The sequence below is a fragment of the Ideonella sp. P3_A4 genome (genome assembly GCF_056403075.1).
The window spans coordinates 1-12,479 of sequence record NZ_JBFUGE010000151.1 but is presented as its reverse complement, the minus strand read 5'-3'; the positions used below and the strand labels follow the sequence as shown (position 1 = coordinate 12,479).

The following is a 12,479-nucleotide window of genomic DNA, read 5'->3' as shown; positions in this document are numbered from 1 at the left end:
GCTCTGAGGCCGGCGGCCTGCGCACGACCGCCGTTCGTGATGGTGACGACTACGTGCTGAACGGCGTCAAGCAGTTCATCACGTCGGGCAAGAACGGCGACATCGCGATCGTGATGGCGGTGACCGACAAGGCGGCCGGCAAGAAGGGCATCAGCGCCTTCGTCGTGCCGACCAAGACGCCGGGCTACACGGTGGCGCGCATCGAAGACAAGATGGGCCAGCACAGCTCGGATACGGCGCAGATCCTGTTCGAGAACTGCCGCATTCCCGCCGCGAACCGGCTGGGCGACGAGGGCCAGGGCCTGAAGATCGCGTTGTCGGGGCTCGAAGGCGGCCGCATCGGTATCGCTTCGCAAAGTGTCGGCATGGCCCGCGCTGCGTTTGAAGCGGCGCTGAAGTATTCGAAGGAGCGGGTCGCCTTCAACCAACCGATCTTCGAGCACCAGGCGATCCAGCACAAGCTGGCCGACATGGCGACACAGATCGAGGCCGCGCGCCAGCTGATCTGGCACGCCGCGAGCCTGAAGGACGCAGGCCAGCCCTGCCTGAAGGAAGCCGCGATGGCCAAGCTGTTCGCCAGCGAGATGGCCGAGCGCGTCTGCTCGGCCGCCATCCAGGTGCACGGCGGCTACGGCTACGTCAGCGACTTTCCGGTCGAGCGCATCTACCGCGATGTGCGGGTCTGCCAGATTTACGAAGGCACCTCGGAAGTCCAGAAGATCCTGATCGGCCGCGCCCTCGCGTGAGGCCCCAGCCCGCAAGGGCGCCGGTCGCGGCGTGGGTCGGTGCGCCTGGCTCGCTGTCGGCGCGGCTGGCTCGTGCACACCCGCCGTTCAGCGTGCGCGTGCTGCACCAGGGCCGCGCGCCCGCGTGGCCAGGCGAACTCGACTCGCTCGATCTGCCGGCGCACACGCCGCTGCTCGCGCGAGAGGTGTTGCTGTGTGGTGACGACGCGCCGCTGGTCTTTGCCCGATCCGTGACTTCGGTACAGGCTGCGCACGGTGCGTGGCGCGCAATCCAGGGCCTGGGCACGCGGCCACTTGCGCAACTGCTGTTCAGCCGCAGCGAGATTCGCCGAACGCCGCTGCAGTGGCGTTGGCTGAACCCGGTGGACCCGCACGCGCGGGCCATCGCGCGCGCCTGGCAGGACGCCAGCGGCCAAGCGATGCCAGCACGTGGACTGTGGCTACGTCACTCGGTGTTCGAGCGCGGCGGCCAATCCTTGCGGGTGGCCGAGTGCTTTCTGCCGCGCCTCGTCGCCAATTGGCCGGCCGCTGTCGCGGCCGGTCAGAAGGGGACCACGTCCGTGGGGTACTTCCAGAAGTCGCGCAGCAGGTAGTTCATCGGCAGATTCAGCGACGTGCCTTTGGGCGGGATCGGCTTCTCGAACCACTTCTCGTACAGCGCGTGTGCTTCGCGGCTGCGGATCAGGCGCTTCATCTCGTCGTCGACGATGTGCTTGAAGGCCGGGTCGTCCTTGGGCAGCATGATCGCCAGCGGCTCGATCGTCAGCGCCTTGCCGACGACCTTCAGCTTGCTCGGGTCGGGGCGACTCGAGATCAGGCCATACAGCAGCACGTCATCCATCACGAAGCCGTCGGCCTCACCCTTCTCGACCATCTCTACCGCCTTCGCGTGGTCCGGCGCTTCGAGCACGTTGATGCGCAGCATCCGCTCGCGGTTGGCCTGCTCGAGCGCCTTCATCGGCGTCGTGCCTTTGGTCGAGACCAGCTTCTTGCCCTCGAACTGGGGCAGTTCCTCGATCATGCTGTCGGCGCGCACCATGAAGCGCGAGCCGGTGATGTAGTGCGGCACCGTGAAGGCGACCTTCTGGCGGCGCTCGGCATTGTTGGTCGTCGAGCCACATTCGAGGTCGGCCTCGTGCGATTCGATCATCGCGATGCGGGTGGCCGGCAATGCCATCTTGAAGGTGACGGGCATCGTCTTCAGCCCCAGTTCCTTCTTCACCGCCTCGGCCAATTTCAGGCAGATGTCGACCGCGTAGCCGACGGGTTTCTTGTCTGCGTCCAGGTACGAGAAGGGTGTCGACGATTCGCGGTGCGCGATCACGAAAGCGCCACCTTGGCGCAGTTTGTCGAGCACCGGGGCTGCGGCTTGGGCCGGGGCGGCCACAGCGCAAATCAAGGTGGCCAGGCCTGCCCAAAGGGCGAAGCGGGGTGTTGCTGTCATTGTGGGTATCCCTCGGCAAAAAGCCCGTCGATTTTCCCAGTTACCACCCTGAAGGCCGCCCACGGATTTCACGCTCGGGCCGTGCCTGTTCACGATTGACGCAGTTTGGGCGTATCTTCGCGCTGATGAAAGCGCCGATCGACTTCTTTTTCGACTTCTCGTCGCCGTATTCCTACATCGCCAACGAATGGATCGATGCGCTGGCCGCCCGCCACGGCCGTACGGTGCGCCGCCACGCGATCCTGTTGGGCGTGACCTTCAGCGCCGCCGAGTTGAAAAGCCCGGTGTCCTACCCGATCAAGCGCGACTACTCGTTCCGCGACTTCCAGCGTTCGGCCGGCTTCGAACGCGTGCCCTACACCCAGCCCGAGACCTTCCCGATCCCGACCCAGAACGCCGCGCGGGTGTTCTGGTGGCTGAACGACTGTGAAGGCGAAGCGGCGGCCGCGGCCTGGACGCGGGCCGGCTTTCGCGCCTTCTTCACCCGCGGCGTGATGCTCAACGACCCGGTGGCACTGAAGGCCTTGGCGGCCGAGGCCGAGCTCGACCCCGAAGCCGCCGAACACGCCTGGAACAACCCGATGTGGAAGGAGCGCCTGAAGCGTGCCAACGACGAGGCGATCGCCGCCAGCGTCTTCGGTGCGCCGTACTTCGTCATCGACGGCGAGCCCTTCTGGGGCAATGACCGCAAGCCGCAGATCGAGCAGTGGCTGGTGTCGGGGCCGTTCTGACGCGGCGCCTTTGCCCATGCGCGTACCGCTGACCCACCCCGGCTGACGCGATGTCGATCCAGTGGTGGCGTCGGTTGCTGATGGCTTTGCTGGCCATCACGGTGATCGCGCTGGCCTGGAACCACTGGGGCATGGAGCACCGGCTGGTCATCGACGCCAACAGCCGCTGGACGGTGAACGCGACCGATGACCGTGAGTTTGACGGCGGCGACAGCGTGGCCAGGCTACGGCGCGATGGCCAGCGCCTGCTGCTGGACTGCGAGCTCGGCAAGGGCTACCAGTACCCGTTCTGTGAGTTGCAGTTCATCCTCGGCCAGCCGCCGCAGGGTCTGGATCTGTCGAGCTTCGACACGCTGGACCTGACCATGAGCGCACACTCGGCGACCGCCGAAGTGCCGGTGCGTGTCTTCATCCGCAACTTCAACCCCCGCTACAGCCGGGTCGGCGACGAGGCCTCGCTGAAGGTGCACGAGATCGCCTTCACGCCCTCACACTACCCAGGCGGGCTGGACTTTCCGCTGGCGCGCATCGCGGTCGCTTCATGGTGGGTCGACGAGCATCCGCTGCCGCTGGAGTTGTCGGGTCAGGAGCTGACCCATGCGACGAGCCTGGCAGTGGCCACGGCCGGCAAGGTCGAGCCTGGGTTGCAGACGATCGGCATCGAGCGCATTGCGCTGCGCGGCAAGTGGATCAGCGCCGGCACGCTGGGCCTCGGGCTGGTCGGCATGTGGGGCGGCACGATGCTGATCTGTCTGGTGCTCGACAGCCTGGCCGCGCGGCGCCGGTTGCAACACAGTACTGCGCTGCAGGCCTCGCTGCGCAAGCTCAACGCGACGCTGCAGTCACAGGCCGAGAGCCTGGCGCAACAGGCGCGGCACGATGCGCTGTCGGGCGCGCTGAACCGTCATGGCTTGACTGAGGCGCTGCTCGGCCAGACCCGGCAAAGCGACACCAAGCTGTTCCCGGCCGCGCTCATCTTCTTCGACATCGACCACTTCAAGCAGGTCAACGACACGCAGGGCCATGCGGTGGGTGACCAGGTCATCCGCTGCCTGGCCGAGCTGGTGCGCAACCAGGTTCAGCGCAACGACCTGCTGACGCGCTGGGGTGGCGAAGAGTTCGTGCTCCTGTGCCAGAACACGCCGGTGGCGGAAGCCGCGCGAGTGGCCGAGCGCCTGCGGCAAGCGATGGCCACCGCCACCTGGCCGCAGGGCTTGAAAGTCAGCTGCAGCTTCGGCGTGGCCGAGTGGCGCCGTGGCCAGGAACTGGACGTTGCGATCGAGCGCGCCGACGAAGCGATGTACCAAGCCAAGCAGGCTGGGCGCGACCGGGTGGTCTGCGCCGAGCCGGTGGCCTGACTCAGTTCGTCGTCAGCTCGCTGATCGCGATGACCTTGCGCGTCGCGGCGGCGGTGGTCGAAGCGGGCGCCTCGCCGGCGGCAAAGCGCTTGAGCAGCTCGGGCTGCTGCGCCTTTGCAGTCGCGACGTTGGCGAGCTTCACATGGCCGTAGCCGCGGATGCGCTCGGGCAGCTTGGCCAGTGCGACGGCGCTCGCGTGGTTGCGCGCGTCGAGCGCCGGCAGCAGCGTGTCGCGCAGCAGCGCTTCGTACTCGTTGGCCAGTGCGCGTTCCATCTTGCGCTCTTCGGTGTGGCCGAACGGGTCGTACCAGCGGCCGCGGATGCGGCGCACCTTCGCCAGCGTGCGGAAGGCGCTCATCATCCACGGGCCGAAGGTCATCTTGCGCGCACGGCCATCCGGGCCGGGGCGAGACAGCAGCGGCGGCGCCATGTGGAAGCGCAGCGAGCCCGCATCTTCGAACTGCTCGGCCAGCGCGGCCTGGAAGCTGCCGTCGGTGTACAAACGGGCGACCTCGTATTCGTCCTTGATCGCCAGCAGGCGCGAGAACTGGCGCGCCACCGCTTCGGTCAGCGGCGTGCCGGCAATGCCCGCTTGCGCAGCCACCGTCGACTCACGCGCATGCACCGCATCGACCAGCGCGCGGTAACGCGCGGCCAGCGTGGCGTCCTGGTAATCGGTCAGGAACTTCACACGCCGCTCGACCAGGCCGGTCGGGCCGAACAGCAAACCGGCACCGACATCGACCGCCGGCTGCGCGCCGGCCAGGCGCTGCAGCGCGGCCGGGTCGGCGGCGGCCAGGCGGCCAATCGCGAACGCGACCTTGTTGCCTTCGATCGCGACACCGTTCAGCTCGATCGCGCGCAGCAGCGCTGCTTCGCTGACCGGCACCAGCCCACGCTGGAAGGCCGCGCCGAGCATCACGATGTTGCTGGGCATCGTGTCGCCCATCAGCTGTTGCGCCAGGTCCTGCGCGTCAAGCGTGCTGACCTGTTCATCGCCAGCGGCGTGGCGCAGCTTGGCCAGCAGTGCGCGGGCCTGCAGGCTTGCGTCCGGGTTGCGCACGAAGGCCGCGGTGGCGATCTCATGCGTGTTGGCCAGCACCACGGTGCGGCCATGCTTGACGGTGCCCAGTGCGTCACCTGAGGCGCCGACGACCACGTCGCAGGCCAGCAGCACGTCGGCCTGCTGGGTGTCGATGCGGACCTGGTTCAGCAGATCGGCCGTCGGTGCGACACGCACAAAGCTCAGCACCGCGCCACCCTTTTGCGCGAAGCCCATGAAGTCGAGCACCGAGCTTTGTTTGCCTTCGAGGTGCGCGGCCATCGTGATCAGCGCGCCGACGGTCACCACGCCGGTACCGCCAACGCCTGTGACCAGCATGTCGAACGGGCCCGTCCAGGCCCACGGCGTGGGTGAACCGATGCGCTCGATCTCACGTGCCAGATCGGCCGGTGTGAACTTCGCGCCGGCCTTCTTCTTCAGCACCGCGCCTTCGATCGTCACGAAGCTGGGGCAGAAGCCGTTGACGCAGGAAAAATCCTTGTTGCACGAGCTTTGCTCGATCTGGCGCTTGCGGCCCCAGTCGGTCTCGACCGGGATCACGCTCAGGCAGTTCGACGCCTGGCCACAGTCGCCACAGCCTTCGCAGACCGCCTGGTTGATGAAGACGCGGCGCGGCGGATCCGGGAATTCCTTCTTCTTGCGGCGGCGGCGCTTCTCGGCGGCGCAGGTCTGGTCGTAGATCAAGAGCGTCACGCCCTCGACCTCGCGCAGCTCGCGCTGCACCGCATCCATCTCGCTGCGCGGGAAGAAGGTGGTGCCGGCTGGGAACTCGCCGTGGTGGCCGTCGTACTTCTCGATCTCGTCCGAGACGATCACAACCCGCTTGGCACCCTCGGCCTCGATCTGGCGCGCGATCTCGGGCACGCTGATCGTGCCATCGACAGGCTGGCCGCCGGTCATCGCCACTGCGTCGTTATAGAGCAGCTTGTAGGTGATGTTGGTCTTGGCCGCGATCGCCTGGCGGATCGCCAGCAGGCCGGAGTGGAAATAGGTGCCGTCGCCCAGGTTCTGGAAGACGTGCTTTTCCTTCGTGAAGCGCGAGTGCGCGGCCCAGTCGACACCCTCGGCGCCCATCTGGATCAAGCCCGAGGTGCCGCGCTCCATCCAGCTGGCCATGAAGTGGCAGCCGATGCCGGCCAGCGCACGCGAGCCTTCGGGCACCTTGGTGCTGGAGTTGTGCGGGCAGCCCGAGCAGAAGTAGGGCTGGCGGCGCACGGCGTCGGCGTCGTTGCTCAGCAGCGAGGGCATCAGGAAATCGACCACGCGATCGCGCCGGTCCAGCGCCGGGTTCAGCCGCGCCAGCCAATCGGCGATGGTCGGCATGATGCGCGACGGGCGCAGTTCGCCCAGCGACGACAGCAGTGCCGCGCCTTCGGGTGTGGTCTTGCCGGCGATGCGTGGGCGCTGCCCATCGGGCAGGCCGTACAGCAGCTCCTTGATCTGCCGCTCGACGATCGGGCCTTTCTCTTCGATCACGAGGATCTCTTCGAGGCCGCGCGCAAAGTCGAGCATGCGGGTCGGCTCGAGCGGGAACACCAGGCCGACCTTGTAGACGCGCACGCCGGCCGCGGCCAGCGCGTTCGGGTCCAGGTCGAGGCGGCGCAGCACCTCCATGAAGTCGTAGTGCGCCTTCCCGACGGTGACGATGCCGAGCGTCGCCGCCGGGCTGGCGACGATGTGCTTGTCGACCGAGTTGACCTTGGCGAAGGCGCGCACCGCGTCGAGCTTGGCGGCCAGGCGTTCTTCGAGGCCGAGTGAGGGCAGGTCGACCGAGCGCACATGCAGCGACCCGATCGATGCGGGCGGCTGGTGCTCGACGGGCAGCACGAAGTCCAGCGGCATCGCGTCCAGGTCGACAGTCATGCCCGACTCGACCACTTCCGAGATCGCCTTGAAACCGACCCACGCGCCCGAGAAGCGCGACAGGGCCCAGCCGTACAGACCGAACTCCAGGTACTCGGCCACGTTGGCAGGGTGCAGCACCGGCATGTTCCAGGCCTGCATCGCGACGTCGCTCTGGTGCGGCATCGACGAGCTGACGCAGCCGTGGTCGTCACCCGCCACCACCAGCACGCCGCCGAGCGCGCTGGAGCCGTAGACATTGCCGTGCTTCAGCGCATCACCCGAACGGTCGACGCCCGGGCCCTTGCCGTACCACATCGCGAACACACCTTCGACGGTGCGCTGCGGGTCCAGCGCGACGCGCTGCGTGCCGAGACAGGCGGTCGCGGCCAGGTCTTCGTTGATGGCCGGCAGGAAGTTGACCTTCGCGTCTGCGAGGAACTTCTTGGCCTTCCACATCTGCTGGTCGACCATGCCCAGCGGGCTGCCGCGGTAGCCGGAGACGAAGCCGGCGGTGTTCAGTCCGGCCGCTTCATCGAGCCGCTTTTGCATCAGCGGCAGGCGCACCAGCGCCTGCGTGCCGGTCAGGAACACCGCGCCCTGGGCGGCGGCCAGGTTGTCGGTCAGCGCGTAGTCCCGCAACGGGGTGCGCAAGGCAAGGGCATCGGTCATACGGCACCTGGCGGCAGGCAAAGAATTGCGTTGATTTTCGTCTCGGGGCGCGAAAGCTTTGTTCTCCATGCTCGCCAATTTGGCCATTATTGGGTGAGTTCATTCCAGATTTGCCACAATTGAGAAATGATTGAACTCGATCGTGCAACCCGGCGGTTGATCGACACCTTGCAGCGCAAAGGGCGGCAAAGCGCCCAGCAACTGGCCGAGGCGGTGGGCATGTCAGCCACCCCGGTCTGGCGCCGGCTGAAGGAGCTGGAGCAAAGCGGCGTGATCCGCCGCGAGGTGGTGCTGATGGACCGCGAGAAGCTGGGCCTGGCGATCTGCGCCTGGGCCTATGTCTCGCTGGTCCGCCACACCGACGGTGCGGTCGAAGATTTCGAGCGCCTGGTCGCCTCAAGCCCAGAGATCATGGAATGCGCCAGCATCACCGGCGAGGCCGACTACGTGGTCAAGGTCGTCGTGCCCGACATGAAGGCCTACGACCGCTTCCTGCAGGAGCGGCTGTTCAAGCTGAAGGGCGTGGCCAGCATCCGTACGAACGTCGTGCTGCGCGAAGTGAAATACGAGACGGCCTTGCCGTTGCCGCCGGCCTGAACGCGGCCAAGGCCCGGTTCGCTGCCTCATGCAACCTTTTGGTGTCGACCAGGCACTCACGGCCAGTTGGATTGAGGATCGTTGATCGCTGTCGTGGGGGGATTGCGTCGTCGCGCCATTCGCTGACTGACGTGGGGCTCGATCTCCACACAGCACCGAATCGGCCGGCGTCGCACCACAGGCCAGCCTGCTGCCGTCCGGCGCCTGCGAGTCAGCGCGCCGCCAGTGGCGTCAGAAGGAAGGGGCGGGGTCGGCTGTGGTTGTGTCGCCCCATGCCAACGATCTGCCCGCGGTCGTTGATGGCGATCGCCGAATACAGCTGCCAGCCCTTGCCGCCCTGCGTCACCAGAGGCGCCAGCGCCCACAGCTGGCCCTCGGCGTAGATGAACGGGTGCGAGGCTTCGCCTGTGTCGGTGGCCTGGCCGACCACATGGCCGATGGCGTTGATCGACGTCGCGTTGCTGGATCGGCCGCCGAACGTGCCAAGGTCGTGCATCACGCCGTCCTGCCACAGCACCGCATGGTGGTCGGGGAACTCGCCCAGGCCGGGGATGGGGCCTTGCCCGACCACCTGGCCTGCGTCATTGACCCCGTTCGCATAGACGGCGATGTGCATCGGGTCGAGGTCGTGCATCACACCGTCGCGGTAGATGAAGGCGTAGCCATTGAGGTCGGCACCGAGCCAGTTGCCGACGATCGTGCCGTTCGGGCTGATGGCCAGGGCTTCGCTGCCTAGGCCGAGCTGGTGGATGTCGTGCATCACCCCGCCGTAGTAGGCGAAGGCATGTCCATCCCAGGACGGCGTGGTGGACATGCCCACCACCGTGCCGGCGTTGTTGATGGCCATGGCGTGGGACAAGTTGCCGCCGAGCGTGCCGAGGTCGAGATGGCCGCTGCCCTGCTGCCACAAAAAGGCCCGGCCATCCAGGTCGGCCTCATTCGTCAGGCCGACCACTTGGCCCAGGTCGTTGACGCCGCGTGCGCCGGCATGCACCCGCCCCAGCGGCGTGCCAAGGCTGTGGATCTCGCCGCCCACCGAGACAAAGGGCGACGATGCACGGCGGTCCGCCGAGGTACGAAATTCGCCGGCAACAACCCCGGAGTTGTTGAGCGCGTAGATCTGAACCGGTGCGGGCGAATCGCTGGGTGGATCGCCGAGATCACTCAGCGCATAGGGCCCTGGGGCCGCCATGGCCAACAGGCCGGTTGACGCGATCAGGACTGCGGCCRCAGCGACCGGCCAGCGACGCAGGAGCGAATGCATGCCCATGGTGCCTCCCTTCGGCGAGCACCACAGCCTGGGCGCGTCGCCGCAGTGTGTCAAGGCCCTGGGAAGTTCGGCGTTAGGGGGTGTGGCAGGACGCTGGCACACGCCAGGCGCAGAATGCAACGCCCACCCGACCTGACCCGCCCGGAGCGCCCACGATGTCCAGCGACCCATGGCTCCAGCACCTGCGCACCAGCGCGCGCGCCAACCGCCTGGCGAATCACCGCCTGGCACAGGCCATGGCGCCCTTGAGCGACGAAGAGTTCCATGCGCCGCGCGTGAGCTTCTTCCCCAGCTTGGCGCAGACACTGAACCACATCCTCGGGGTCGACATCTACTACATCGCCGGCATGTACGGCGAGGCCGACATGGCTGCGCAGTACGACGCGTTCGTGCCGTGCCGCAGTGTGGTCGAGTGGGTGCAGCGCCAGGCGGCCAGCGACGACAAGCTCATCGCGCTGTGCGACGGGCTGGACGCGGCCGCGGCCGCCCGCATCGTGCCGCTGGACCGCCGCGACCACGTCGACCGCAATTCGATGGGCAGCACGCTGGCCCATGTGTTCATGCACCAGACGCACCACCGCGGCCAGGTGCACGCGATGTTGTCCAGCACCGCGGTCAAGCCGCCGCAGCTGGACGAGTTTCTGTTGCCGGCCGACGCCGTCTACCGGGTCGCCGACATGGCGGCGTTGGGCTGGACCGAGGCCCAGTTGGTGGGCGGCGCGGCGCAGAGCCCCCGCTGACAGCGGCGTCGGTCCAGGTGGATGCGCCGCAGCGTCACTGCGGTGGTTTGCGCAGCATCGAGTCCAGCGTGTCGACCATCGGCACCCAGTCCGAGTCGCTCTTCCACGCATTGCGCAGGAAGGTGCCCTGAGACTGACTCCAGAACGGCGCATCGCACAACAACACGTCGCCGKCCAGCGGCGAATGTTGCGAGACAAAGCGCTCGATTGATTCGGCGTCGTCGGCCAACCCGAGTTGGGCGAACAACTGCTCCAGCGTGTGCGCGGTTGTGTCCATGAAGCCTCCGGTTGAATTTGCTGTGGCGGGTGTGTTGCGTCGTGAATTGAGCGCGTGTTGCGGCTTGTTGCGTCAGGTCACGACTCGGCAATCCACAAGCTTGAGGGAGAATGGTAAGTTCCGCGCCTCGTTTTTGACCCTTTTTGTTGTCCAAAGCCCTCTTGTGAGACTCGTGATTGACGGTGCAGCCCACGGCGGCGCCGTATCTGTACCGGCCGAGACGGCGTGGAAGTGGCTCTGCTCATGCTGAAGCCCCAGCAAGCCACGCTCCCGGCCCCGACCCCCGCKTGGCACCCGCGTTGGCGCGCTGCGCCTGCGGGGGCGCGGCCGCGCGTTGGTGCTGCTGGGCGCGAGGCCGCCGCGGCCGCCTTGCCGGTGACCTGGATCAACCTGTTCAAGGCGCTCGCGTCACAACTGATCCTGTGGCACCACCTGGCCTTGTACGGCCCGATGTGCGATGTGGCCCACACGCTGGCCCCGGTGCTGCTGGATGGGTTGGCCGAGTACGCGCGGCTGGTCGTGCAGGTGTTTCTGGTGACAGGGGGTTTCCTGGCGGCCGGCTCGCTGTGGCCCGCTCCCGGCGAGCGGCCCCGTGTCACCTGGCGTGAGGTGCCGAGCTCGGTCTGGCGCCGTTACCAGCGCCTGGCCAAGCCTTATTTGCTGGCGGTGCTGGCGGTCATCGTCGCGGCCTGGCTGGCCCGAGGGCTGATCGAGCACCCGACGATTCCCGCGGCGCCCGAGCCCGGTCAGCTGGCCGCCCACATCGTGATGGCGCAAGACATGCTGGGCATCGAGTCGCTGTCGGCCGGCTTCTGGTACGTGGCGATCGACTTCCAGCTCTATGCCTTGCTGGTGGTGCTGGCCGCTGCGCTGCATGGCCTGCCCGACAAGGGCGTGCAGCGCACTGCCACGGCCACCGGCGTGGTGGTGGCGCTGGTGCTGCTGTCGCTGCTGTGGTGGAACCTCGATTCGTCGCTGGACGCTTTCGCGCCGTACTTCGTCGGCGCCTACGGCCTGGGCGTGCTGGCGCGCTGGGCACGCGGGCTGCGCACCACGCGTGAGCCGGCGGCCTTGGGCCTGCTGCTGATCATCGGCCTGGCGCTGGTGGTCGAATGGCGCAGCCGCATCGCCCTGGCCGGTGCCACCGCCATGCTGCTGTGCCTGGCGCCCGAGCCGGCGGCGGTGCGCCGCTGGCCGGGGCGCATGGCGCAGGCGGTGCTGGGCTTCTTTGCGCAGATCTCGTACCCGGTCTTCCTGCTGCACTACGCGGTGATTCTGGTCATCGGTGCAGTGGTCTACAACCAGTGGCCGGAGTCACCTGAGGCCAACGCGCTGGGCATGGTGACGGCGTGGCTCGTCAGCTTGGTGGTCGGCACGCTGATGCACCGCGCGGTGGAACGCCGGGGCTGACGCCCGAGCCGGCGCCACTTCGAGCGCCGCGGCCTCAGCCGTGCGCGCGCAAGGCCTGGGTCACCTCAGCCCGCAGCACACGCAGCGCCGCCAGTTCGGCGTTGGGGGCTTGCAGTGCGCTCCACAGCAGCGCCGAGACCGCGTTGGCGGTGGCTTCGATGTCGATCGACGGCTTGCTCGCTTCGCCGCCTTGCGCCACCGCTTCCCACAAGATGTGCTCCATCGGCCCCAGCACCAGCGGCCGCAGCAGGCGCAGCGGCAGGTCTTGCCGGAATTCGCCGCTGGCCTGGCCGCGAGCGAGCAAATCCATCAGCGGCGCGGTGTAGCGG

General features: G+C 67.5%; 12 protein-coding genes. 7 read left to right on the top strand and 5 right to left on the bottom strand.

All coding sequences use genetic code 11. The annotated features are described in order from the left end of the window. Together AC1DYI_RS15195 and AC1DYI_RS15190 are read left to right on the top strand one after the other, a co-directional pair. Positions 1–746 (top strand): acyl-CoA dehydrogenase family protein (locus AC1DYI_RS15195; protein ID WP_477204964.1); only part of this gene is annotated, 746 nt, incomplete at its 5' end. Next, positions 743–1,339 carry a chorismate--pyruvate lyase family protein gene (locus tag AC1DYI_RS15190; protein ID WP_477204963.1) on the top strand — a complete coding sequence of 199 codons (597 nt, stop codon included), beginning with the start codon at positions 743–745 and terminating at the stop codon, positions 1,337–1,339. The genes AC1DYI_RS15195 and AC1DYI_RS15190, both read left to right, overlap by 4 nt. On the opposite strand, the gene AC1DYI_RS15185 is transcribed toward AC1DYI_RS15190, so the two are convergent. Next, positions 1,288–2,190, bottom strand: a complete 903-nt coding sequence (locus tag AC1DYI_RS15185; protein ID WP_477204962.1) for an amino acid ABC transporter substrate-binding protein — start codon at positions 2,188–2,190, stop codon at positions 1,288–1,290. The two genes, AC1DYI_RS15190 and AC1DYI_RS15185, sit on opposite strands and share 52 nt — an antisense overlap. A gap of 125 nt (positions 2,191–2,315) precedes the next feature. Here AC1DYI_RS15185 and AC1DYI_RS15180 point away from each other — a divergent pair, with 125 nt between their 5' ends. Next, on the top strand, positions 2,316–2,921 hold the full coding sequence (locus AC1DYI_RS15180) for a DsbA family protein (RefSeq protein WP_477204961.1): 606 nt from the start codon (positions 2,316–2,318) through the stop codon (positions 2,919–2,921). Between the two features lie 50 nt (positions 2,922–2,971). Beyond that, positions 2,972–4,279 carry a GGDEF domain-containing protein gene (locus AC1DYI_RS15175; RefSeq protein WP_477204960.1) on the top strand — a complete coding sequence of 436 codons (1,308 nt, stop codon included), beginning with the start codon at positions 2,972–2,974 and terminating at the stop codon, positions 4,277–4,279. Between the two features lies 1 nt (position 4,280). Here the strand turns inward: AC1DYI_RS15175 and AC1DYI_RS15170 are convergent, their stop codons facing one another. Next, on the bottom strand, positions 4,281–7,856 hold the full coding sequence (locus AC1DYI_RS15170) for an indolepyruvate ferredoxin oxidoreductase family protein (protein ID WP_477204959.1): 3,576 nt from the start codon (positions 7,854–7,856) through the stop codon (positions 4,281–4,283). 126 nt (positions 7,857–7,982) lie between these two features. Here AC1DYI_RS15170 and AC1DYI_RS15165 point away from each other — a divergent pair, with 126 nt between their 5' ends. Continuing rightward, positions 7,983–8,453, top strand: coding sequence for an Lrp/AsnC family transcriptional regulator (locus tag AC1DYI_RS15165; protein WP_477204958.1), 471 nt, complete (start codon positions 7,983–7,985; stop codon positions 8,451–8,453). A 211-nt stretch (positions 8,454–8,664) separates the two neighbouring features. Here the strand turns inward: AC1DYI_RS15165 and AC1DYI_RS15160 are convergent, their stop codons facing one another. Beyond that, positions 8,665–9,723, bottom strand: a complete 1,059-nt coding sequence (locus tag AC1DYI_RS15160; RefSeq protein ID WP_477204957.1) for a hypothetical protein — start codon at positions 9,721–9,723, stop codon at positions 8,665–8,667. Positions 9,724–9,878: 155 nt separating this feature from the next. Here AC1DYI_RS15160 and AC1DYI_RS15155 point away from each other — a divergent pair, with 155 nt between their 5' ends. Beyond that, on the top strand, positions 9,879–10,463 hold the full coding sequence (locus AC1DYI_RS15155) for a DinB family protein (RefSeq protein ID WP_477204956.1): 585 nt from the start codon (positions 9,879–9,881) through the stop codon (positions 10,461–10,463). A 34-nt stretch (positions 10,464–10,497) separates the two neighbouring features. Here the strand turns inward: AC1DYI_RS15155 and AC1DYI_RS15150 are convergent, their stop codons facing one another. Then, positions 10,498–10,740 carry a DUF2789 domain-containing protein gene (locus tag AC1DYI_RS15150; RefSeq protein WP_477204955.1) on the bottom strand — a complete coding sequence of 81 codons (243 nt, stop codon included), beginning with the start codon at positions 10,738–10,740 and terminating at the stop codon, positions 10,498–10,500. A 243-nt stretch (positions 10,741–10,983) separates the two neighbouring features. Here AC1DYI_RS15150 and AC1DYI_RS15145 point away from each other — a divergent pair, with 243 nt between their 5' ends. Beyond that, on the top strand, positions 10,984–12,150 hold the full coding sequence (locus AC1DYI_RS15145; RefSeq protein ID WP_477204954.1) for an acyltransferase family protein: 1,167 nt from the start codon (positions 10,984–10,986) through the stop codon (positions 12,148–12,150). Between the two features lie 34 nt (positions 12,151–12,184). Here the strand turns inward: AC1DYI_RS15145 and AC1DYI_RS15140 are convergent. Next, positions 12,185–12,479, bottom strand: a 295-nt coding sequence (locus AC1DYI_RS15140; protein ID WP_477204953.1) for a TetR/AcrR family transcriptional regulator C-terminal domain-containing protein, incomplete at its 5' end; no start/stop codon positions are given.

Coding starts and splice junctions, on each gene's coding strand:
- AC1DYI_RS15155 (WP_477204956.1), top strand. CDS start 9,879: ATGTCCAGCGACCCATGGCTCCAGCACCTGCGCACCAGCGCGCGCGCC.
- AC1DYI_RS15170 (WP_477204959.1), bottom strand. CDS start 7,856: ATGACCGATGCCCTTGCCTTGCGCACCCCGTTGCGGGACTACGCGCTG.
- AC1DYI_RS15180 (WP_477204961.1), top strand. CDS start 2,316: ATGAAAGCGCCGATCGACTTCTTTTTCGACTTCTCGTCGCCGTATTCC.
- AC1DYI_RS15185 (WP_477204962.1), bottom strand. CDS start 2,190: ATGACAGCAACACCCCGCTTCGCCCTTTGGGCAGGCCTGGCCACCTTG.
- AC1DYI_RS15165 (WP_477204958.1), top strand. CDS start 7,983: ATGATTGAACTCGATCGTGCAACCCGGCGGTTGATCGACACCTTGCAG.
- AC1DYI_RS15175 (WP_477204960.1), top strand. CDS start 2,972: ATGTCGATCCAGTGGTGGCGTCGGTTGCTGATGGCTTTGCTGGCCATC.